We start from the raw sequence: 22056 nt of genomic DNA, 5'->3' as shown, positions 1-22056 counted from the left end.
CCTCGCCCTGACTGCCCTGCATCCCGACCGAGACGCGCTTGCCCTTCAGGTCGCGCACCGACTTGATCTCCGGCGCCCACGACATCGCAAGGAACCACTGCGGGTTGGGATAGAGCGTGGCGATCGCCCGCAACCCACGATAGCGGCCCTGCGGACGCTGCGCGAACTGACCCTCGTGCTTGTAGGCGAGCTCGGCGATGTTGCCGGCAAGATACGAGATCTCGACCTCCCGCTCCGCCAGCAGATCAACGTTCTGCACCGTCCCACCAGTCGCCTGGATCGAGGCGCGCACGCCCGGAACCGTATCGTTCCAGATCGCCGCAAGCCCGCTGCCAAGACGGTAGAAGTTGCCGCCCGAACCCGCGGTGGCGATCCGCACGAAACGCGTCTGAGCGCGCGCCGCACCCGCACCGACCACCCAAGCCGGCATCAGCGCCGCTGCCGCTGCCGTGAAGTCACGCCTGCGCATGGTTTCCTCCCGTTGTTGGTTGATGATGAAGGCCAGCACACGATCTGCAGAACGTCAACGAATTCACGTGGATCGTTGCAAGCCTGAAGATCGAGCACCGGACAGTCCTGCTCGACGGCACTGGCCCCTCGCGCCGATCGTCCGGCATCACGCACTCTCCGCACGGTCAGCGCGCGCCTCAGCGAACGCCGCCGTGAGCGCGCTGCGCAGCACGGCGACCTCGTGGCCGATACAGAGACAGCGGAAGCCACGTGCAAGCGCCGAGCGTGCGGCGGCGGCGGCACTCGCCACCCACCCGAGCGGCGTGCCGGTCGCGCGCGCCGCCTCGATCAGCTGCGTCTCCGCCGCCTGGTAGCGCGGGTGCTCGAAATCGCCGGCGACGCCCAGGCTGTCGGAGAGGTCGTAGTGGCCGAGCCAGGCGAGATCGATCCCAGGCACCGAGAGAATTTCGTGCGCGTGATCAACACCGGCCGCACTTTCGATCAGCGCGATCGTCAGCACGGCCTCGTTCGCGGCGCGCGTCGCCGTGCGCGGATCCGCGCCCTGCCAGTCGTCGTGGCCCACGCCGAAGCCGAGGCCGCGCCGCCCCTCCGGCCGATAGCGGCACCACGCGACCAGCGCCTCGGCCTGCGCGCGCGTCTCGGTCATCGGCAGCATGATTCCTTGCGCACCGGCATCGAGCACGGGTGCCACCAGGTGGTAGCCATGCCCCGGCACGCGCACCATGGGCACGATGCCGGCGGCCTTGGCAAACACGACCTGCTGCTTGATCGTCTCGATACCGATGCCCGAGTGCTCCATGTCGAGCAGCACGAACTCCGCGCCAGCAGCGGCGAGCACGAAGGGCAGGCCCGGTGTGAAGAACTCGAACGCCATGACGCCCCAGGCCGTGCCGCCGCTGCGCAGCGTCTCGCGCACGGCATTGGGGCGGATGGGTGGGGTCATGTCATGCGATCTCCGCCAGGGGAAAGGGCAGAGTGACGCGATGCGCTGCGGCGGCTTCTGCGAGCTGCCGCATCGTCTCCCGGTCGAGCGGGATGCCGTTGCGCAGGCGTTCGGTGCGGGTGCGCCGCTCGATCTCGCCGGGCAGGAGCGGCGGCTCGCCCGGCACCGCGGGGCGGGCGCTCCGCACCCAGTCCGTGAGCCGCGCGATGTCGGCGCCGACGTCGTGCGCGCCGCCGAGCCGTGACGGATCGATCGCGAGGGTGAGCATGTTGTTCACCAGCCGCCACGCGGTCGGGCTTGCGGCGTGGCTCGACCCGCCGCCCGTCAGGCTGCCGGCGAGGATCTCACAGAACACCGATAGCCCCGAGCCCTTGTGGCCGCCGAAGGGCAGGATCGCGCCGGGCGGATCGCGATAGAACGCCTCCGGATCGGTGATCGGCCGCCCCGCTCCATCGAGTACGACGCCGGGCGGCAGCGTCTCGCCCTTGTTCCGCGCGACCTGGATTTTCCCTTCCGCGGTCGCCGAGGTGGCGATGTCGAGCACGATGGGGCCGTCGGGTCCGGGCGCGCCGGCAGCGATCGGGTTGGCGGAGAGCCGTCGTTCGGTCGCGCCATGCGGGGCGACCAGGATGCCGTAGCCGGAGGTGTTGACGAAATGCACCGAGACCAGCCCGGCCTCGGCCAGCATCTCGGCCCAGGCGCCGATCCGCCCCAGGTGGCCGCTGTTGCGGATGCCGACCAGCGCGAGCCCGTGGGTGCGCGCGCGCCCGATCGCGAGCGCCATCGCTTCCGCGCCGATCACCTGCCCGTAGCCGAAGCCGCCATCGACCACCACCAGCGGCCCAGCGTCGACCGCCAGCGTGGCCTGCCGGTTGGCCAGCAGTTCGCCGGCAGCGACCCAGGCGAGATACTTGGGCGCGCGGATCGCACCGTGGCTGTCATGGCCGACCAGGTTCGCCTCGACGAGGTGTGCCGCCACGGCCTCAGCCTCCGCCCGCTCTGACCCGCCGGCGCGGATCAGCCGCGCGAGGACATCGTGTAGCGTGGCGGCGGCGATGCCGGTCATGCCGCGCCGCCCGTTGCAAGCCGCGCGGCAAACTCGATCGCCTCGATCATGCTCGACGGGTTGGCGATCCCCTTCCCGACGATGTCGAATGCGGTGCCGTGATCGACCGAGGTCCGGATGATCGGCAGGCCGAGCGTGACGTTCACGCCGCCGAGCTCCGCCATCGCCCCCGACGCGGGGTCGATCCGGAAGCCGAGCAGCTTCACCGGGATGTGGCCCTGGTCGTGGTACATCGCGACGACCGCGTCGAACTGTCCGGCAGCGGCCCTGACGAACACGGTGTCGCCCGGAACGGGTCCGTGCACGTCGAAGCCACGCGCGCGCCAGTCGCGCAGCACCGGCACGGTGACGCTGTCGTCCTCGGTGCCGAACAGCCCGCCCTCGCCGGCATGCGGGTTGAGCGCGGCGACCGCGACGCGCGGCGTGGCCATGCCGAGCCGGGCAAGCGCCTCGAAGGTCAGGCGCAACGTGCGGTCGAGCCGCTCGGGCGTGAGCAGGGAGGGGACGCGCGCGAGCGCCACATGCGTGGTGACGTGCGTGACTCGCAGCGCACCATGCGCGAGCATCATGCAGCTGTCCTTCGCGCCCGTCAGGTCCGCCAGCATGTCGGTATGGCCGGCGTAACGATGGCCGCCGCGGTTGAGCGCCTCCTTGTTGAGCGGCGCGGTGGCGATCGCCGCGACGTCGCCTGCGAGCGCGTGCCGTACCGCGGTCGCGACCGCCTCGTAGGCGAGGTGGCCGGCCGCGGCCGAGACCTCGCCGAATGCGATCGGGGCGCGCGCGGGTGCGGTCTCGATCACCGCGACCTCCGGCCAAACCACCGCCGCAAGGCCCGGACGCAGCCGCGCGCCGAGGCCAAGGGCAGCGTCGGTGCGCGCGAGTTCAGCCATCGCGCCGACGATCACGACGCGAAGCGCGCCGGCCGCCATGCGCGGGGCGAGATCGCGCGCCGCCTTGAGCGCGATCTCCGGGCCGATCCCGGCCGGATCGCCCATGGTGACCGCGATCACCGGCGGCATCATGCGCCAATCCTCTCCGCCAGGCCGAGGAGACGCCTGAGCAGCCCGCCGTCCTCGAAGGCGCCGGACTTGCTGATCAGCGGCACGCCCGCCCAGGCGCCGTCGACGAGCGTGGACAGCGGCAGCCCCACCGCCACCTCGCCGCGTACCGCGACGCGCCGACAGCCGAGCGCGCCGAGCAGCCGCAGCAGCGTGTCGCCCCCGACCACGACGACGAGCTCTGGGCAGGCAATGCGCGCGAGGGCAACGAACAGCGCGCGCATGCGAGCACCCTCCACGGCGGCGTCGATGAGCAGGGGGCGCTCAGACTCCAACCGCCGCGCGACGGCGGCGGCGATCTCGCCGACCGGGCGACCGCCATCATCGGAGATCACGCTCTCCGGCGTTGCCGCCGCAATCGCGGCGACCTCTCGACGCGTGACGGCATGGAGACTGCCCACGACGATCAGCACCCGCGCGGCCTGCGGCACGGCCGAGATCGGGACCGCCGCGGCGAACGCGCGCGCAAGCCCGGAGGATCCCGCCCACAGGACGCCCTCGTCCCGGCGATGCGCTGCGACGAGGCTGTTGAGATCGTCTGCGGCGAGGGTATCGCAGACCGTGATGCCGCGCTCGGCTCCCGCCGCGGCAAGCAGGACCGCAAGATCGACGCCATGCCGCGCGCCGCCGCCGGCGATGCACAGCCGGCCCGCACGCACGAACCGTCCTTGCGCGGGAAACGCCGGCGCGACCAGGGTGGTCGTGAAGCCGCCGGCGCGATGCGCGGCGACGATCTCGGTGGCGGTATTGCCGCGCAGCAGGCTGTCGATCTTCTTGAACGCGGGCAGGCCGACCGCGAGCCCTGGCGCGAGCCGGCACACGCGCCGAACCGCCTCCGGCGCCGTGAGGTCGCGCGAGCTGGTGGAGATCGCCGCATCTCCGCCGCACCAGTCGGCTTCGCCGGGCGCATCATCCGCTGCCAGCCAGCGCACGGCGATCGCCCCGCGCGACGCCGCGAAGGGTGCTGCCGCGTCGAGCGCGCCGGTCAGGTCGTCGGCCAGCAGACGCAGCCCGGTCATGCCGGCACCGGCACGCCGACCACATCGACGCCGCGGGCGGCGAGGCCCCGACGAACAGCGCCATCGAGCGTATCGTCGGTGACGACAAGGGCGCCCGCCGGCAGCACGAGCACCTTGCAGAACGCAACGACGCCGAACTTGCTGGCGTCCGTCAGCACGGCGAGATGGCGCGCGCCTTCGGCCATCGCCTGCTTGATTCCGGCCACCTCGATGGAGGTCTCGCTGATCGTGCCGTCGGCGATCGCATGCGCGCCGAGGAAGGCGATGTCGGCGGCAAGGCCGCGCGCGAAGGACTGCCCGGGCTCGCCGACGAGTGTCAGAGAGCCTGGACGCAGCGTGCCGCCCGGCACGATCACGCGGATGCGCGGTGCGTCGGCCAGCACCGCGGCGATGCGCAGATCATTGGTCACGGCCGTGATCGCCACGCCGCGCGCGACCACTGCGCGCGCGGCCTCCAGCACCGTGGAGGAACTGTCGAACACCACGCTCTGGCCGGGCTCGACCAGCGCAGCGGCCGCCTCGCCGATCGCGCGCTTCGCCACCGAGCGGGCGTGCTGGGCGATCGCCGGGGCAGGCTCGAAGGTCGTGCGCGCCGCACCGAGCGCGACCGCGCCGCCATGGGTGCGCCGGAGCTGCCCGGCGGCGGCGAGGTCGTCGAGGTCCCGCCGCACCGTCGAGGCCGAGACGCCGATCGCGCTCGCGAGCTCGGCGATCGCAACCACGCTGCGGCTCTTCAGATGGTCGAGAATGCGCGCCTGCCGCGCGGCCGGAATCAGCGGCGGCTCAACGGTGACGGACTGGCGCAGGCGCGGCACTGGCGCCGTCACTCGGGCAGGTCGCGCACGTGCCCGCGCGAGAGCCGCGCGACGATCTCGGGCAGCACCGGCATGAAGCGCTCGCCATGGCCCTGCGCGAGCGCCATCTGCCACACCTGGCTGCAGGCCTGCGCGACGAAGGAGGCGGCGGGTGCGGCCTCCGCCATGCGGCAGTAGGTGCGCATGTCCTTGGCGGCGATCCGGATCGGGCCCTTCAGCCGACTGTCGTCGCCCTCCAGCGCCCAGGGCATCATCATCTGGAACATCGCGCTGTTCGCGCCCCCGGCGGAGACCACCTCGTAGAGCTTGCGCAGATCGACGCCGAGCTTGCTCGCGGTCGCCACCGCCTCGGCGATCACCGCCGAGGTGCCGATCGAGATGAAGTTGTTGACGAGCTTCAGCGTGTGTCCTGCGCCGAGCTCGCCCGCCTCGATGATCGTGTCGGCGTAGCACTCGACGATCGGGCGGACGCGCGCGACATGCGCCGGATCGCCGCCGAGAAAGGTCGAGAGTTTGCCCAGCTCGGCCTCGCGCGGGGTGCGCCCGACCGGGGCGTCGACCAGGCCGATGCCGCGCTCGGCCAGGATGCGGCCGAGCCGGCGCGTCGAGGTCGGGTCCGCCGAAGTGCTGTCGACGAGAATCGTTCCGGGCCCGAGACCCTCGATCACGCCGTTCTCGCCGAGCACCGTCGCCTCGACCTCGACCGAAGAGGGCAGGCACAGAAACGCGATATCGCTCGCCCGCGCGACCTCGGCGGGGCTGCGCGCTTCCGTCGCCCCCTGCGCCACGAGGTCCTCGACGGGCGCACGGTTGCGGTGGCCGAGGATCGTCAGCGGATAGCCCTTGAGCAGAATGTGCTTGGCCGCCCCGTGCCCCATCAGCCCGACGCCGATGTAGCCGACCCGCGCGCGCGCTCCCATGCCCTCCAGCCCTTCTCGTCCGACGATCAGTCAAACTCTGCGGTCAACAGTCCAAAACGTGCCAAAAATGAGCGATCGTTGGCAAGCTCTTGGAGTGGGCCCCCGGGGGTCGGACGATGGGGCCGGATGGAACTGACCGGGTAGCCGGGCATTCGAAGGATGGAAGCCCATGACGAAGCACCTCGATGGCACCGGAAGCACAACTGCCGAAGCCTGAGCAGACTACAGCGGATGGAAGCCTGGGCTCTTCGCCCTCCATCGTGCTTCCGCACCCGCCATCCAAGCCACGTTAGGAGATGATCATGGCGCTGACGCCGCGCCGAGCGGCCGCGGCCAGCGATCGCCCGGCTCGGCGGCCCCTCGGCCGCCGCGTGCTCTTCCGGCCCCCTACCCCGTCCGACGGCGTGCCTGGATGGCCTGGACGATGTCCGGGTCCTCGCGCACGAGCGCGGTCAGGCGTTGGCGCCGGTCGCCGTAGGACGGATGCGTCGACAGGAAACTCGGCGCGCTACTCCGGCCCTGCTGCGCCTCCATGCGGTCCCAGAAGCGCTGGCCGGCATTCGGGTCGTAACCGGCACGCGCGGAGTAGAGCAGGCCCAGCCGGTCGGCCTCGTATTCGTGGCTGCGCGAGAAGGCCGAGCCGCCGAGCGCCACGCCTAGTCCGAGTGCCGCGCCGATCGCCGGCGAGTAGCGCCGCCCGACAGCAGCCCCGGCCGCGGTGCCCACCACCGCGGCGCCGATCGAGAGCGCAAGCTGCTGGCTCACCCGCTCCTGCGCGTGCCGCCCAGTCAGGTGCCCCATCTCATGGCCCATCACGAGGGCGAGTTCGCCGTCATTGCCGCCGGTGAAGCGCCAGAGGCCGTCATGGTACCCCGAGTAGCCGTTGGGCAGCACGAAGGCATTGACGCTGCGGTCGGCCAGCAGTTCCGGGCGGAAACCGCGGCTCGGCTGCGGTGCGCCCTCGACCGAGGAAAGCCGGCCTGCCATGTTCTCGAGACGGCGTTGCCGCGGCGGATCGCGCAGCACGCCGGTCCGTCTGCGGATGTCCTGCTCGGCCTGGTTGGACATCTGTTCCAGTTCGGCGTCGGACACCAGGATCAGCTGCGAGCGGCCGAGCTGCGGGTTCTCGGTGCAGCCCGAGAGCGGCAGCCCGAGCGCCATCGCGGTGAGCACCCTCGCGCCGGCTGCGATCAGGTCGCGGCGGCGGTGGCAATAGGCGGGCGCGGCAAGCGCGCCTGACGTCTCCGATCTCACGATACGATTCCCCAGCCTGTGGACGAAGCCTGCTTAGAGTATCATTTCACCGCGCTCCGATAACCCTCCAGCCGTGCGAGTCGCGGAACGATGCCCGGCGCCGCCCAACTCGGAGGTTCCTCCGCCATGCTGTCCGAAGCCGCACCGTCCGCGTGACCGACGCCGCCGACCCGGCCCGATGACCTGGCCGCGCCCCGACCGCACGCTCGCGGTGCTGTTCCTGCTCGGCTTCTCGGCCGGGCTGCCGCTGCCGCTGACCGGATTCACGCTGCGGCAGTGGTTCAGCGAGGGCGGCGTGCCGCTCGGCGAGATCGGCCTCACCGCGCTGATTGGGCTTGCCTACACGTTCAAGTTCGTCTGGGCCCCGGTGCTCGACCATGCCCGTCCACCGGTCGCGGCGCTGGGGCGGCGGCGAGGCTGGCTGGCGCCGGTTCAGGTGGCGCTCGCGCTTGCGATCGCCGCACTCGGGCTCACCGACCCGGCGACGAATGCACGCGCCACGGTCACCATCGCGGTCGCGGTCGCGTTCCTGTCCGCCACCCAGGACATTGTCATCGACGCGTTCCGCATCGAATCCCTGCCGCCGAGCCGGCAGGGGCTCGGCCTCGCCGCCTATGTCTGGGGCTACCGCGTGGCCATGCTGGTCGGCAATGCCGGCGCGTTGACGATGGCCGAGTTCTTCGGCTGGCGCGCCGCGTTCCTGGTGCTGGCGTCGCTCATCGGCATCGGCCTCGCGACCACGCTGTTCCTCGCGCGCGAGCCGCTCGCGCCCGGCACCCCCGCGCCCGCCGCTTGGGGTGCCAGGCTCAGACTGGCCGTGGTCGATCCGTTCCGCGACATGCTGACGCGCCCCGGCTGGCCGCTCATCCTCGGCTTCGTCGCGCTCTACAAGCTTGGCGAGGCGCTTGCCGGCATCATGACCGCGCCGTTCTACCGGGCGCTCGGCTTCTCGCGGCTCGACGTCGCCGCGGTGTCGGGCGTGTTCGGGCTGTTCGCGACGCTGGCCGGCGTCGCGCTCGGCGGCATGCTGGTCGCAGGGATCGGCGTGGGCCGGGCGCTGCTGGTCACGGGCCTCGGCCAGATGCTGTCGAACCTGATGTATGTCGCGCTGTCGGAGGCCGGTCGTTCGGTGCCGATGCTGTGGCTGCAGGTGGGGGTCGAGAACACCACTGACGGGCTCGCCGATGCGGCCTTCGTCGCCTACCTCTCGGGCCTGACCAGCACCGCGTTCACCGCGACCCAGTATGCCCTGCTGTCGAGCCTTGCTGCCGTGCCGCTGCGCACGCTCGGCGCCACCAGCGGCTATCTCGCCGAGGCGATGGGCTGGACGCCGTTCTTCCTGATGACCACCGCCGCAGCCCTGCCCGGCATGGCACTGATGCTGGCGCTGCTCAGCCGCTTCCCGCCCCGCGAGAATGGAGACGACGCGCGATGATCCCGATGCCCGCGCCCTGGCTCGCCTGGGTGCTGCCGCCGGTACTGCTGCTGTTGTCGAACGTGCTGATGATCTTCGCCTGGTATGGCCATCTGAAGCAGCCGCACTGGGGGATCGGCCTGGCGATCGTCGTCTCCTGGGGGATCGCCTTCTTCGAATACTGCCTTGCCGTGCCGGCGAACCGGATCGGCTTCGGCACCTACACGGCTCAGCAGCTCAAGGTGATGCAGGAGGTCATCACCATGACCGTGTTCGCGGGCTTCGCGGTCTGGTTCCTCAAGGAGCAGCTGACCTGGAACTATCTCGCCGCCTCGGCCTGCCTTGTGGCGGCCGTGGTCTTCATCTTCCTGCCTGTGCAAAAGTGACGGTCGCGGGGAAGGGAGGATTGGCGTGAAGATCGGCGTGCCGACGGAAGTGAAGGTGCACGAGTACCGGGTCGGGCTGATGCCGGCGAGCGTGCGCGAACTGATCCTCAATGGCCACGCCGTCTTGGTGCAGGCCGGCGCGGGCGCGGGGATCGGCTTCACCGACGACACCTACGCCGCGGTCGGCGCGACCATCCTGCCCGAGGCGGCCTCGGTGTTCGCCGCGGCCGAACTGATCGTGAAGGTGAAGGAGCCGCAGCCCGCCGAGTGCGCGATGCTGCGCGCAGGCCAGGTGCTGTTCACCTATCTGCACCTCGCCCCTGATCGGGCGCAGGCGAACGGTCCATCAGGCGTACCCGCCCGGCGTGAAGCCCCCTCGCCCCTGATCGGGCGCAGGCGAACGCGTTGATGTCGTCCGGCGTGACCGCGATCGCCTACGAGACTGTGACGGATGCGGCAGGCGGCCTGCCCCTGCTCGCGCCGATGAGCGAGGTCGCGGGACGGATGGCGGTGCAGGTGGGCGCGCGCTGCCTCGAGAAGGAGGCGGGCGGGGCCGGCATCCTACTCTCCGGCGTGCCGGGCGTGCGGCCGGGCCGCGTCTGCATCATCGGCGGCGGCGTGGTCGGCTCGAACGCCGCGCGCATCGCGGTGGGGATGCGTGCGCGTGTGACCGTGCTGGACAAGAACGTCCGCCGCCTCGATGCGCTCGACCAGGAGTTCAACGGCGGTCTGGCGACCGTCTACGCCACCATGGACGCAATCGAGCGCGAGGTGCTGCGCGCGGATCTGGTGATCGGCGCCGTGCTGGTGCCGGGGGCTGCGGCGCCGAAGCTGGTCAGCCGCGCGACCGTGGCGCAGATGAAGCCCGGCTCGGTGATGGTGGATGTCGCGATCGATCAGGGCGGCTGCTTCGAGACCTCGCGCCCGACCACCCATGCCGAGCCGACCTATGTCGTGGACGGGATCGTGCACTACTGCGTCACTAACATGCCCGGCGCGGTTGCGCGCACCTCGGCGGCAGCGCTGAACAACGCCACGCTGCCCTTCGTGCTGGCGCTCGCCGGCAAGGGCTGGCGCCGCGCCATGGCTGAGGATCAGCATCTGCTCGCGGGGCTGAACGTGCATGCCGGGCGGATCACGCACCCTGCCGTCGCGGCCGCGCTTGGCGAGAAGGTCTGGCGCGCGGAGGAGGCGATCGTTCCGTGATGCCTGGCGCGCGGCCGCCACACCAGCCCTGCGCGTGCCCTCCGCACCAGGATCGCGCCCTTTGTGCGGAGGGCATGCTCAGCCGCGCTCCGGCTCGGTCGCCGGCAGCCAGACCGTGAAGGTTGAGCCCTTCCCCTCCTCGCTCTCGATCTCCAGACTGCCGCGGTGGCGGTTGAGGATGTGTTTGACGATCGCGAGCCCGAGCCCGGTGCCGCCGACCGCACGCGAGCGTGCCGCATCGACCCGGTAGAACCGCTCGGTCAGGCGCGGGATATGCTGGCGCGGGATGCCCTGGCCATCGTCGCTCACCGCGAGCGTGATGCCGGCGGGGCGGGCGCCGGCCGGCGGTGTGGCTGCCAGTCGGATGCCGATCCGTCCGCCCTCGCGCCCGTACTTCACGGCGTTGTCGAGCAGGTTCGCGACCACCTGGGCTAGCTGGTCCGGATCGGCAAGGATCGGCCGCACGTCGTCGGCCACCTGGAGCTCGATGCGCATCCGCCGCGCTGTCATGCGCGGCTCCAGCGCCTCGGCGGTGCGCCGCACCAGGGCCGCAATGTCGGCAGTTCCCCTGGGCGGCATGTGCTCGCTCATCTCGATGCGCGAGAGCGACAGCATGTCCTCGATCAGCCGGCTCATCCGCCGCGCCTGCTCGGCCATGATGCCGAGGAAGCGCGCCTGCGCCTCGGTGTCGTCGGCGGCCGGGCCGCGCAGCGTCTCGATGAACCCCACCAGGCTCGCGAGCGGAGTGCGCAGCTCGTGATTGGCGTTGGCGATGAAGTCGGCGCGCATCTGCTCGACCCGCCGCTCGCGCGTGCGGTCCGACAGCACCAGCAGGATCCGCCCGCCATCCGGAAGCGGCGGATCGAGCCCGATCACCTGCACCAGCAGCTCGCGCTCCACCGGCACCGGCAGCGTTACCGAGACGCTCTCGCTCGCACCACCCGCGGCGACGCGATCCACCGCCGCCCGCAGCGCAGGGTGGCGCAGCAGCGCGCCGAGATCTGGCGCCGCTGCCCCGGGCGGGGTGAAGGTCTCGCGGGCCGCCCCGTTCCACGTCGCCGGACGCCCGTCGCGGTCGAGCACGAGAAGCGGATCGGGCAGTCCTTCGACGATCCGCACCGCTGCCCGCGAGAGCGCATCGATCTCCTGCGTCCGCGCCCGGATTGAGCGGGCCAGCCGGTCCGCCGCCTCGGCAATCCGGCGCAGCGGCGGCAGGCGCGGCAGATCGTCCGGCGGGCGGCCGGCCTCGGCGCGGCCAAGCGCGCGCGACAGGCGCACCAGGTCGCGGTACCAGATCAGCCCGGCGAGCAGCGCCGCGGCAGCGACGCCGAGCGCGAGCCAGCCCGCGGCAGCAGGCGGAATCGCATCGGAGGCGGCAAGCGCGGCGAGGATCGCCGCCGGGGCAGCCGCGATGGCTGCCGCCGTGCCGGCCACCAGCAGGGTCGGTCGGCCAGGACCCTCGGGCACCGAGGCCACAGGCTAGAACATGCGATCGTCGAACCGTTCCGGTGCAGGCTCGATCACCCGCACACCCTCGCGCCGGACCTCCATCAGCGACAGGCCGCGCTGACTGGTGCCGTCAGGCAGCAGGCGCACGATCCCGAGCGCGCCGACGAAGCCCTCCGGCTGGACGAGCGAGACTGCCGAAGGCTCGCGCCGCCCGCCGCCGGCGGCAAGGGCGGCCGCGATCGCCGCGGCGTCGAAGGCCACCCCGGCGACGATCGGCGGGGCCGTGCCGTAGGCTTCGCGGAATCGCGCCTCAAACGCCTCGCGCCGGGCCTCGTCCGGGGCGGCATACCACGTGCCGATCAGGGCGGGCTCGCGCCCGGCATCCGGCATCGCGGCAAGCAGATGTGTCGCGAGGATGCGCACGGGCGGATTGTCGATGTCGTAGAACGGCAGAAGGGCCGCGACCGCGCGCAGCTGTTCACCACCGTCCGCGACCAGCAGCGCGTCGAAATCCGGCGGCGGGATGCGCGCCTCGCGCTGGATCTGCGCCGCGCGCCTGCGCCCCTCCGCGGTGCCGGCCGCGCGGGCGGCGCGGATCTGCGCATCGATCGGCGCGCGCCGCCCTGCATAGTTGGCGAGCCGGCGCACCGCCGGGTCAGGGTTGGTGCCCGAATAGACCTCCTCGCGCACCATCACCCCGCCGACATCGGCGACCGCGCGTCGATAGGCGGTCAGCACCAGCCGTCCGAACGCGCTCTCCGGGACAATCGCGGCGAACCGCGTCGCCCCCGCGGCACGTGCCGCAGCAACCACGCGACGCACCGGCGGCTCCGGCAGGAGGTTCAGGATCCAGACACCCGGCCGGGCCTGCGCAGGGTCGGTGGTGAACGCTAGCACCGGCACCCGCGCGGCACCCGCGACCTGCGCGACCGCGGCGGTCTCGCCGGCGAACAGCGGCCCGAGCACGATCGAGGCCCCCTCGTCGATCGCCTGGCGCGCCGCGGCGGCGGCCCGGCCGCCATCGCCGCCGGTGTCCTTGGGCACCAGCTCCACCCGATCGCCACCCTGCTCGAACAGCGCGAGCGAGGCGCCGTTCAGCATGGCCTCGCCAACGGCGGCGTGCGGCCCCGAGAGCGGCAGCAGCAGCGCGGCGCGGATCTTGCCGTCCGGCCCGACCGTCGGGCGCGGCAACGCCCCGACACCGATCCCGACCGGCGTGGCGATGCCCGGGCCTTGCCGCGTGGTCGGCTGGGCCGCGCACGCGGCAAGCGCCAGCGCGCCGAGCGCGATGCTAAGCATTGTCCATGGACGAGTCCGAAGTGTCACCAATGCACCCTCCTTCAGACGAGGCGAAGCGCGCTGCCGGCCCCCCTGGAACGCTGACGCTGGTGGCGACGCCGATCGGCAATCTCGGCGACATGCCCGCGCGAGGCATCGCCGTGCTGGCCGCGGTCGACGCCGTACTGTGCGAGGATACACGCGTGACGGCGAAACTGGCAGCCCGCCACGGGCTCGCGCCGTCGCTGATCGCGCTGCACGAGCACAACGAGGACGCGATGACCCCGCGCCTGCTTGCACGTCTCGCGTCCGGCGAGCGGCTCGCGCTCGTCTCCGATGCGGGCACGCCGCTCGTCTCGGACCCTGGGTATCGGTTCGTGCGCTCGGCGATCGCGGCGGGACATCGCGTGACCGCGGTCCCCGGCCCCTCGGCCGCGCTCGCGGCGCTCGCGGTCTCCGGCCTGCCGCCGGCACCGTTCCTGTTCCTTGGCTTCCTGCCGCCCAGGGCCGGAGCGCGCCGCGCGCGCATCGCCGAGCTCGCGCGCTGGGAGGCGGCCGGGCTCGCGGCGACGCTGCTGCTGTTCGAGGCGCCACGGCGGCTCGGCGCGCTGCTCGCCGATCTCGCCGATGTGTTCGGAGCTGCGCGGCCGGCCGCGGTCGCGCGCGAGCTGACGAAACTGTTCGAGGAGGTCGCGCGCGGCACGCTGGGCAACCTCGCACGGCGATACGCCGAGGCGACGCCGCGCGGGGAGATCGTCGTCGTGGTCGGTCCGGGTGCGGGAGAGGCGGCGGCGGACGATGCGGCGGTGGAGCAGATGCTGCGCGCGGCGCTTGCGCGTGGCCTCGGCGTGCGCGACGCCGCCGCCGAGGTCGCCGCCGCGACCGGCCGGCCCCGGCGCGACGTCTATGCCCGCGCGCTCAGAGCATCCGGCCGAGAATGATCTTCTGCACGTCCGAGGTGCCCTCGTAGATCTGGCACACGCGCACGTCACGATAGATCCGCTCGACTGGATACTCGGCAAGATACCCGTAGCCGCCCAGCGTCTGGATCGCCACCGAGCAGATCGTCTCCGCGACCTCGGAGGCGAACAGCTTCGCCATGCAGGCCGCCTCGAGCGACGGCTCGCCCGCGTCCTTCCTCCGGCAGGCGAGATGGGTGAGCTGCCGGGCGGCTTCCAGCTTCGTCCGCGCCTCGACCAGGCGGAACTGCACCGCCTGGTGCTCGATCAGCGGCCGATCGAAGGCGATCCGCTCCTTGGCATAGGCGACCGCGTAGTCCAGGGCCGCGCGCGCCATGCCCACGCTCTGCGCGGCGATGCCGATCCGCCCGGACTCCAGCGTCGAGAGCGCGATCCGATACCCCTCGCCCTCCGCGCCCACGACCGCATCCGCCGGCACGCGCATCCCCTCGAAGGCGAGCGCGCAAGTGTCGGAGGCGAGCTGGCCGAGCTTCTCCTCGACGCGCGCGACCGTGAAGCCGGGCGTCCCGGTCGGCACGACGAAGCAGGAGATGCCCTTCTTGCCGGCCTTCGGGTCGGTCACCGCAAACAGCACGCAGACCTTGGCGATGCGGCCGTTGCTGATGAACTGCTTCGCCCCGTCGATCACCCAGTGGTCGCCGTCGCGCACCGCGCGGGTGCGCAGCGCCGAGGCGTCCGAGCCGGCCTGCGGCTCGGTCAGCGCGAAGCAGGAGACCGCCTCGCCGGTCGCCATCGGGCGGAGGAAGCGCTGCTTCTGCGCCTCGGTGCCGAAGCGCTCCAGGATCAGGCAGGTCGGCGAATTGTGCACCGAGACGAGCGTCGAGACCGCGCCGTCGCCGGCGGCGATCTCCTCGAGCGCCATCGCATAGGTGAGATAGTCGAGCCCCGCGCCGCCCCATTCGGGGGCGACGGTCGCGCCGAGGAAGCCGAGTTCGCCGAGGGCGGTGATGATCGCGGGTTCGATCGCCTTGGCGCGCTCGCGCGCGGCCGCGCCGGGCGCAAGCTTCTCGCGCGCGAAGGCGCGCGCGGTCTCGACCACGAGGCTGCGGGTCTCGGCGAGTTCCGCCGGTGTGCGTTCAAGCATGGGGCGCGTTCCTCCGTCGTGCCCTTCGCTTACGCCGCCGCGACGGGTTCCGCCACACGCAAGGGTTGCGGCGAGGCAAGCCGTGCGCGCAGCGCCTCGCGCCGAGTCTCGGCCCGGGCGTGGCTGTCGCGCTTGAGCGGGCCGAACCCACGCACGGCAAAGGGCAGCCGCACGAGTTCGATCGCCATCGGCAGTGTCTCGGAGGAGAGATGCGCGAGCGCGGCGTCCACGTCCTGCTCGAAGGCCGGGATCATCGCCCGTTCGATGCGCCGGTCCTGTTGCCAGCGGAACGGATCGGCGAGCGAGCCGCGCAGCCGCTTGCCACGCCGCAGCAGGCGGAACAGCTTCAGCATCCAGCGTCCCGGCAGGGCGAGCTTGCGCCGCCGTCCCGTCGCAGGGTCGCGGCCGAGGAACGGGATCGGCGGGGAGAGATGGAAGGTGAGCGGCGCGTCGGCACCGAAGCCCTCGCGGAGGCCACCGAGAAAGGCCTCGTCGGTGAGCAGCCGCGCCACCTCGTACTCGTCCTTGTAGGCGAGCACGTGGAAATACGCCTCGGCGACGGCGCGCGCGAACGCGCCGGGTGCGCCGGCGATCTCGGCCTCGCGTGCGGCGGCGCGCTCGACCAGCGCGCGGTAACGCGCAGCCAGAAGGTCGTCCTGGTAGCGCACCAGCTCGGCCGCGCGCTCGGCGACGAAAGCGTCGAGCGAGTCCGGCGCGCGCGGGACGGCGAGCAGAGCCTCGGCGAGCTTCGGGTCGTGGCCGAGCGCGCGGCCCCAGACGAACGCGCGCCGGTTCACCTCCACTGCCGCGCCGTTCAGCTCGATCGCGCGCAGGATGCTGGCTTCGCGCAGCGGCACGCGGCCGCGCTGGAAGGCAGCGCCCAGCAGGATCGTGTTCATCGCCTGCGCCTCGCCGAACAGCGCTTCGGCGATGCGCGCGGCGTCGAGCCACAGTGCGGTTCCCTCGGGGATCGCGGCCTCGACCGCACCCCGGTGCCAGGCGGAATCGAGCGCGACATCCGGGTCGCGCACCAGCGCGGCCACCGCCGCCAGCGTGCCGTTGCCGATCACGACGGCGTCGGGCTTCACGCGCGGCAGCACGTCGCGCCCGGCGGCGACCGCCATGTCGCCGGCCAGCATCAGATCGGCCCCGCGCACCGGCACCCGCGCCACATCGAGCGCCTCGTCGTCGCGCGCCACCTGCACATGGCCGACCACCGCGCCGTTCTTCTGCGCGAGCCCGGTGAAGTCGAGCGTGCGCACCGCGCGGCCCTCGATATGGGCAGCCATCGCGACGATCGCGCCGGTGGTGACGATGCCGCCGCCGCCCACGCCCGCGAACAGCGCGCGCCAGGGGCGGTCACCGATCGTGCCGGGTGGCGGCGCCAGCAGGCTGCGCGCGAACTCCGCCTCCATCTCGAGAATGCGCGCACTCGGCGTCGGGGCCTTCCGCGCCGCGCCCACCGTGACGAAGGACGGGCAGAAGCCCTTGAGGCAGGAGAGATCGGTGTTGCAGGTCGATGGCGAGATGCGGCGCTTGCGGCCATAGGGGGTCTCGACTGGCTCGACCGCGACGCAGCTCGACTGCACGGTGCAGTCGCCGCAGTTCTCGCAGACGCGCTCGTTGATCACCACCGACACGTCCGCCACCGCCATCGCGCCGCGCTTGCGCTTGCGTCGCTTCTCGGTCGCGCAGATCTGATCGTAGATGATCACCGTCACGCCTGACAGTTCGCGGAAACGGCGCTGCACGTCGATCAGCGCCTCGCGGGTGTGCCGCTCGGTGCCGGGCGGCAGGTCGCGCGCCGCCGGCAGCCGCGCCGCGTCGTCGGCAACGACCGCGATCCGGGTGACGCCCTCGGCGGCGAGCTGGGTCGCGATCGCCGCGACCGACGGCGCGCCGTCCACCGGCTGGCCGCCGGTCATCGCCACCGCGCTGTTGTAGAGCAGCTTGTAGGTCATCGTGGTGCCGGCGAGCACCGCCTGGCGGATCGCAAGGATCCCCGAGTGCTGATAGGTGCCGTCGCCCATGTTGACGAACATGTGCGGGATCTCGGTGAAGGGCGCGAGCCCGACCCAGGTGACGCCCTCGGCGCCCATATGCGTCACGGTCCTGGCGCGGCCGATCTCGCCCAGCGCCAGCGTGTGGCAGCCGATCCCGCCCAGCGCCTGCGATCCGTCCGGCACCGCGGTCGAGGTGTTGTGCGGACAGCCGGCGCAGAAGAACGGCGCGCGCTTCAGCGCCTCGGCCGCCGGCGGCATGTCCAGCACCGGCGGCGCGGCGGTGATCCCGAGCGTGCCCAGGAAGCGCGCCAGCGCCCCGGCGACTGTCGAGGGCGAGAACTCGCCCGCCTCGGGCAGCAGCTTTGCCCCGTTCAGCCCGCGCTTGCCGGCGATCGCCGGGCGCCGGTCGGCGGGCAGGTTGTACAGTACGTCGCGCGCCTGCCGCTCGACCAGGCTGCGCTTCTCCTCGATGACGATGATCGCGCGCTTGCCGGTGGCGAACCGGATCAGCCCCTCGGGCTCGATCGGCCAGGTCATCGCCACCTTGTAGAGCGCGATCCCCGCCCCGCCCGCGCGCGCGGGCGGAAGGCCGAGATCGTCGAGCGCGCGCAGCACGTCGAGATGCGCCTTGCCGGTGGTGACGATGCCGATCGGCGCGTCCGGGCGGCCCCAGAGCACGCGGTCGAGCGCATTGGCGCGCGCGAAGGCCACCGCGGCCGGTAGCCGCTCCTCGACCACGCGGCGCTCGAGCTCGGCACGCTCGGCCGGCCAGCGCAAGGTCGGGTCGAGATTGAGGCCATGCGGCGGGATCGCGACATCCGCAGGCGTACCGTAACGGCGCGCAGCCGGAACGACCAGGGTTGCCGCTCCCTCGATCGTCTCGGCGATGGTCTTGAGCCCGACCCACAGCCCCGAGAACCGGCTCATCGCGAGGCCCGTGAGGCCGAGCGACAGCACCTCCTCGACACCGGCCGGGTTCAGCACCGGCATCATCACCGCTTCGAACACCTGGTCGGTCTGGTGCGGCAGCACCGAGGATTGCGCCGCGTGATCGTCACCCGCCACCGCGATGGCGCCGCCATGCTTCGCGGTGCCGAAGTAGTTCACGTGGCGCAGCGCGTCGCCGGAGCGATCGACGCCCGGACCCTTGCCGTACCAGAGGGTAAACACGCCGTCGAAACGCTTGCCCGGGAACACGTCGACCATCTGCGCGCCCCAGAGCATGGTGGCACCCAGATCCTCGTTCAGGCCGGGCTGGAAGCGGATGTCGTGCGCGTCGAGCAGCTTGCGCTGGTGCCAGAGCTCCTTGTCGAGCCCGCCGAGCGGCGAGCCGCGATAGCCCGAGACGAGCCCGGCCGTGCGCAGCCCGGCCATCCGGTCGAGCCGCGCCTGTTCCAGCAGCAACCGCACGAGAGCCTGGATACCGGTCAGCAGGACCGGCGCATCGAGATCGATGAACCGGCTCTCGAGCGTGATGGGTGCGTGACCGCTGAGGGAATCCATGCAGCACCGCCTCCCGTCAGACCGCACGACGCGATAGGATATTTAGGACAACAAGGTTAACCGAAAACCCCTCGTCATGTCCTTCTCGACTTGGCCCCGGCTCGGCAATGACGCGGCACTTTGCTGCACTGCTTTCGAAACGCCGTGTCGCGCACGGCTCAGCGCGGAGGCATGCGCAGCGCGCCGTCCAGCCGGAGCGCGGCGCCGTTCAACATCGGATTCTCGACGATCTCGACGACCACGCGGGCGAATTCCTCCGGCCGGCCGAGCCGGCGCGGGAACGGCACCTGCGCCCCGAGCACTGCCTGCACCTCCTCGGGCAGGCCCGCGACCATCGGCGTGCGGAACACGCCAGGTAGCACGGTCACGACCCGGATGCCCCACTCGGCGAGATCGCGCGCTGCCGGCAGGGTGAAGCCGAGTACGCCACCCTTGCTGGCCGCGTAGGCGGTCTGGCCGATCTGTCCATCCTCGGCCGCGATCGAGCCCGCGAGCACGATCACACCGCGCTCCTCATCCTCGCCCAGCGGATCAAGCGCGGCCATCGCGGCGGCGGCATGGGTCGCGAGCCGCATCGCGCCGAGCAGGTTCACCGCGACCACGCGCTCGAACAGCGCCATGTCATGGGGTTTCAGCGTCCCGGTCGCGCGGTCGCGGCGGACCAGCCGCTGCGCCGGGGCGATGCCGGCGCAGGCGACCGCGACTCGGGCCGGCCCGTGCACGGCCTCGGCCTCGGCGAGCGCACCGGCGACCGAGTCGGAGTCGGCCACGTCACACCTTATGAACCGCCCGCTCGTCGCGGCCGCGACCGCCTCACCGCGCGCCGCATCAAGGTCGAGCACGGCGACACGGGCACCCGCCGCCGCCAGCCGCCGTGCGGTCGCCTCGCCAAGCCCCGAGGCGCCGCCCGTCACCACTGCCGCGATCGTGCTGTCGAGCCGCATCGGCGACCTCCTCAGGTTGCGCTGTCATCCTGGCGTGCGATGCTGCCGCCCTCAGACGGGAGACTGGCCGATGACGACGCTCGCCGCCAACTGGTCGCTGACGGAGGCGCTGGCCGAGGAGGAGGCGCGCTTCACCGCCGCCAACCCGCGCTCGCGCGAGCGCGCGCTGGCCGCCGCCGCGGTGATGCCGGGCGGCAACACGCGCACGGTGCTGCACTACACGCCCTTTCCGCTCGCCTTCGCCAAAGGCGAGGGCGCGACCGTGACCGATCTCGACGGCCACACCTATCGGGACTTCCTCGGCGAGTACTCGGCGGGGATCTACGGCCACTCGCACCCGGCGATCGTCGCCGCGGCGAGGCGCGCGATCGAGGGCGGGATCGTACTGGGCGGGCCGAACATGTACGAGGCGAGGCTCGCCGCCGCGATTGCCGCGCGCTTCCCTTCGGTCGAGCGCATCCGCTTCACGAACAGCGGCACGGAAGCGAACCTCATGGCGCTGGTCACCGCGATCGCGGCGAGCGGACGGAAGCGGGTGCTCGGCTTCCGTGGCGGCTATCACGGCGGGGTGCTGACACTGAAGCCGGGCGTGCTGACCAACGCCCCGTTCGACTTCGCCCTCGCGCGCTACAACGACCTCGGCTCGGTCGAGGCGGTGCTGCGCGAGGGCGCGGAGCAGTTCGCCTGCGCAATCGTGGAGCCGGTGATGGGTGGCGCGGGCGCGATCCCCGCGACGGCGGAGTTCCTGCGTGGCCTGCGCGAGCTTACCGTGCGGCACGGCATCATCCTGATCCTCGACGAGGTGATGACCTCGCGCCACGGCCCGGGCGGAGTGCAGGGGCTGCGCGGCATCCACCCCGACCTGACGACCTTCGGCAAGTACCTCGGCGGCGGGTTCAGCTTCGGCGCCTTCGGCGGCCGCGCGGAGCTGATGCAGCGCTACGATCCCTATCGCCCCGATGCCTTCGCCCATGCGGGCACGTTCAACAACAACGTCACCTCGATGGCGGCCGGCCATGCGGGACTGACGCAGGTGTTCACGCCGCAGGCGGCAGAGGCGCTGTTCGCGCGCGGCGAGGCGCTGCGCGCACGGCTGAACGAGGCGGCCGTCGCGGCAGCGGTGCCCGTGCGGGCGACCGGTCTCGGCAGCATGATCGGGATCCACCCGACCGACCGGCCGATCGCCACGGCCGAGGACGCGCCGGAAGCGAAGGAGGCACGCGCGCTGCTGCACCTCGCGCTGATCGCGCGCGGCATCTACATGGCGCGCCGCGGCTACATGGCGCTGAGCCTGCCGCAGACCCAGGCCGACGACGATGCGCTGGTGGATGCGTTCAGCGACGTGCTGCGCACGCATGCCCGCGTGCTGCGCGATGCGGCGGCCGAACCCGCCGCCACGTAGGCGATGCGGCCCGCGCCGGGGCGCGGGCCGTCGCGATCAGGGGCCGGCGACGGGCAGGCCGAGCGCGCGCCACTCCTCCATGCCGAGCGCGTAGTAGTGCACCTGGGTGTAGCCCCAGCGCACTGCCATCTCGGTGGCCTTGGCGGCGCGGCCGCACTTCACGCCGTTGCAGTAGAACAACACGGGCGTGCCCTTGGTCTTGACGTGGCTCGCCAGCACCGCCTCGGTCATGTCGGTGTCGAGCACGCGCACGGCACCCTCGATGAAGCCGTTCGCGTAGTCCTCGGCGCGGCGGTTGTCGATGATCACCAGGTCGGGCTTGCTCTCCATCAAGGCGATGATGGCCTTGGCGTCGACCGTGGTCGCGCCCGCGATGGTCATCGGCGCATCGGCGCGCGCGCCGGACACGCCAAGCGTCAGCCCGACGAGGGCGGCGGCAAGAGCTCTGCGGTTCATCTGTCGTCTCCTGTGTGACTGGTTCAGTTGCGCATGCGAGGCGTTCTGCCCCCGACCCGTCAGGCTGCGTTGAGCTCAGCGATGACGTCCGTGACGTCGCGGTCCAACGCGGCCACCTCCTCGCTCAGGGCGGTGATGCCGTGGGCGACCTCCACCACCGCAGCGTCGGCGGTGGCGACACAGCGATCGAGCATCTGCATGCCCTGGCGCGCATCCGCCGAGCCACCAGCGACCCTGGCGGCGCCGGAAGCGATGCCGCGTACAGCCTGCGACTGCGCCTCCACGGTCGAGACCAGCTGGGCGAGCACGGTGTCGATCGAGCGGATCTCGCCGCCGATCGCCGCGAGCGCGGCGGCTGTCTCGCCCGTGCCGTCGCGGATCGCGGCGATGCGTGTGCCGATCTCG

The 22056-nt window shown here is 72.1% G+C and carries 21 protein-coding genes; 6 read left to right on the top strand and 15 right to left on the bottom strand.

What is annotated here, in order from left to right; genetic code table 11:
* The 8 genes from ACTIFU_RS13490 to ACTIFU_RS13455 form a co-directional block, all read right to left on the bottom strand.
* A partial coding sequence (locus ACTIFU_RS13490) for a TAXI family TRAP transporter solute-binding subunit (protein ID WP_439578832.1) occupies window positions 1–469 on the bottom strand: 469 nt, incomplete at its 3' end.
* A gap of 147 nt (window positions 470–616) precedes the next feature.
* Window positions 617–1414, bottom strand: a complete 798-nt coding sequence (locus tag ACTIFU_RS13485) for an HpcH/HpaI aldolase family protein (protein WP_439578831.1) — start codon at window positions 1412–1414, stop codon at window positions 617–619.
* 1 nt (window position 1415) lies between these two features.
* A complete protein-coding gene (locus ACTIFU_RS13480; protein WP_439578830.1) occupies window positions 1416–2480 on the bottom strand; it encodes a malate/lactate/ureidoglycolate dehydrogenase in 1065 nt (354 codons plus the stop codon).
* The gene (gene pdxA, locus ACTIFU_RS13475) at window positions 2477–3502 is read right to left on the bottom strand and encodes a 4-hydroxythreonine-4-phosphate dehydrogenase PdxA (protein WP_439578829.1); all 1026 of its coding nucleotides are present in this window, start codon (window positions 3500–3502) and stop codon (window positions 2477–2479) included. Before pdxA ends, ACTIFU_RS13480 begins: the two co-directional genes overlap by 4 nt.
* The gene (locus ACTIFU_RS13470; protein WP_439578828.1) at window positions 3499–4557 is read right to left on the bottom strand and encodes a four-carbon acid sugar kinase family protein; all 1059 of its coding nucleotides are present in this window, start codon (window positions 4555–4557) and stop codon (window positions 3499–3501) included. Before ACTIFU_RS13470 ends, pdxA begins: the two co-directional genes overlap by 4 nt.
* A complete protein-coding gene (locus ACTIFU_RS13465; protein ID WP_439578827.1) occupies window positions 4554–5372 on the bottom strand; it encodes a DeoR/GlpR family DNA-binding transcription regulator in 819 nt (272 codons plus the stop codon). The genes ACTIFU_RS13470 and ACTIFU_RS13465 overlap by 4 nt, the downstream gene beginning before the upstream one ends.
* Window positions 5373–5380: 8 nt before the next feature.
* Window positions 5381–6292, bottom strand: coding sequence for an NAD(P)-dependent oxidoreductase (locus ACTIFU_RS13460; RefSeq protein ID WP_439578826.1), 912 nt, complete (start codon window positions 6290–6292; stop codon window positions 5381–5383).
* A gap of 387 nt (window positions 6293–6679) precedes the next feature.
* Entirely contained in the window at window positions 6680–7546 is an 867-nt protein-coding gene (locus ACTIFU_RS13455) for a M48 family metallopeptidase (RefSeq protein ID WP_439578825.1), read from the bottom strand.
* Window positions 7547–7724: 178 nt separating this feature from the next.
* On the opposite strand from ACTIFU_RS13455, the gene ACTIFU_RS13450 reads away from it, so the two are divergent.
* From ACTIFU_RS13450 to ACTIFU_RS13435, 4 genes are read left to right on the top strand one after another with little or no spacing between them, the layout of a single operon-like run.
* Window positions 7725–8981 (top strand): AmpG family muropeptide MFS transporter, encoded by a 1257-nt coding sequence (locus ACTIFU_RS13450; protein ID WP_439578824.1) that lies wholly within the window; start codon window positions 7725–7727, stop codon window positions 8979–8981.
* On the top strand, window positions 8978–9346 hold the full coding sequence (locus tag ACTIFU_RS13445) for a DMT family protein (protein ID WP_439578823.1): 369 nt from the start codon (window positions 8978–8980) through the stop codon (window positions 9344–9346). Before ACTIFU_RS13450 ends, ACTIFU_RS13445 begins: the two co-directional genes overlap by 4 nt.
* Before the next feature lie 25 nt (window positions 9347–9371).
* Window positions 9372–9755 (top strand): hypothetical protein, encoded by a 384-nt coding sequence (locus tag ACTIFU_RS13440; RefSeq protein ID WP_439578822.1) that lies wholly within the window; start codon window positions 9372–9374, stop codon window positions 9753–9755.
* An 11-nt stretch (window positions 9756–9766) separates the two neighbouring features.
* Window positions 9767–10552, top strand: coding sequence for an alanine dehydrogenase (locus ACTIFU_RS13435; RefSeq protein ID WP_439578821.1), 786 nt, complete (start codon window positions 9767–9769; stop codon window positions 10550–10552).
* A 78-nt stretch (window positions 10553–10630) separates the two neighbouring features.
* Here ACTIFU_RS13435 and ACTIFU_RS13430 read toward each other — a convergent pair whose 3' ends face one another.
* Together ACTIFU_RS13430 and ACTIFU_RS13425 are read right to left on the bottom strand one after the other, a co-directional pair.
* Window positions 10631–12019, bottom strand: coding sequence for an ATP-binding protein (locus ACTIFU_RS13430; RefSeq protein WP_439578820.1), 1389 nt, complete (start codon window positions 12017–12019; stop codon window positions 10631–10633).
* A gap of 12 nt (window positions 12020–12031) precedes the next feature.
* Complete coding sequence (locus ACTIFU_RS13425; protein WP_439578819.1) at window positions 12032–13300, bottom strand: penicillin-binding protein activator; 1269 nt, start codon at window positions 13298–13300, stop codon at window positions 12032–12034.
* A 5-nt stretch (window positions 13301–13305) separates the two neighbouring features.
* Here ACTIFU_RS13425 and rsmI point away from each other — a divergent pair, with 5 nt between their 5' ends.
* Window positions 13306–14220 carry a 16S rRNA (cytidine(1402)-2'-O)-methyltransferase gene (gene rsmI / locus ACTIFU_RS13420; RefSeq protein WP_439578818.1) on the top strand — a complete coding sequence of 305 codons (915 nt, stop codon included), beginning with the start codon at window positions 13306–13308 and terminating at the stop codon, window positions 14218–14220.
* Here rsmI and ACTIFU_RS13415 read toward each other — a convergent pair.
* From ACTIFU_RS13415 to ACTIFU_RS13405, 3 genes are all read right to left on the bottom strand, one after another.
* The gene (locus ACTIFU_RS13415) at window positions 14198–15343 is read right to left on the bottom strand and encodes an acyl-CoA dehydrogenase family protein (protein WP_439578817.1); all 1146 of its coding nucleotides are present in this window, start codon (window positions 15341–15343) and stop codon (window positions 14198–14200) included. The two genes, rsmI and ACTIFU_RS13415, sit on opposite strands and share 23 nt — an antisense overlap.
* Window positions 15344–15372: 29 nt before the next feature.
* Complete coding sequence (locus ACTIFU_RS13410; RefSeq protein ID WP_439578816.1) at window positions 15373–18849, bottom strand: indolepyruvate ferredoxin oxidoreductase family protein; 3477 nt, start codon at window positions 18847–18849, stop codon at window positions 15373–15375.
* A 158-nt stretch (window positions 18850–19007) separates the two neighbouring features.
* Window positions 19008–19793, bottom strand: coding sequence for an SDR family NAD(P)-dependent oxidoreductase (locus ACTIFU_RS13405; RefSeq protein ID WP_439578815.1), 786 nt, complete (start codon window positions 19791–19793; stop codon window positions 19008–19010).
* Window positions 19794–19863: 70 nt separating this feature from the next.
* On the opposite strand from ACTIFU_RS13405, the gene ACTIFU_RS13400 reads away from it, so the two are divergent.
* Window positions 19864–21195 carry an aminotransferase class III-fold pyridoxal phosphate-dependent enzyme gene (locus tag ACTIFU_RS13400; RefSeq protein ID WP_439578814.1) on the top strand — a complete coding sequence of 444 codons (1332 nt, stop codon included), beginning with the start codon at window positions 19864–19866 and terminating at the stop codon, window positions 21193–21195.
* 36 nt (window positions 21196–21231) lie between these two features.
* On the opposite strand, the gene ACTIFU_RS13395 is transcribed toward ACTIFU_RS13400, so the two are convergent.
* Window positions 21232–21651: a rhodanese-like domain-containing protein gene (locus ACTIFU_RS13395; protein WP_439578813.1), complete on the bottom strand. Its 420-nt coding sequence runs from the start codon at window positions 21649–21651 to the stop codon at window positions 21232–21234.
* Between the two features lie 59 nt (window positions 21652–21710).
* Window positions 21711–22056 (bottom strand): hypothetical protein (locus tag ACTIFU_RS13390; RefSeq protein ID WP_439578812.1); only part of this gene is annotated, 346 nt, incomplete at its 5' end.

The sequence above is a fragment of the Elioraea sp. genome (assembly GCF_051860475.1).
Classification (GTDB): domain Bacteria; phylum Pseudomonadota; class Alphaproteobacteria; order Acetobacterales; family Acetobacteraceae; genus Elioraea.
This window is presented reverse-complemented; position numbering and strand designations above follow the sequence as displayed.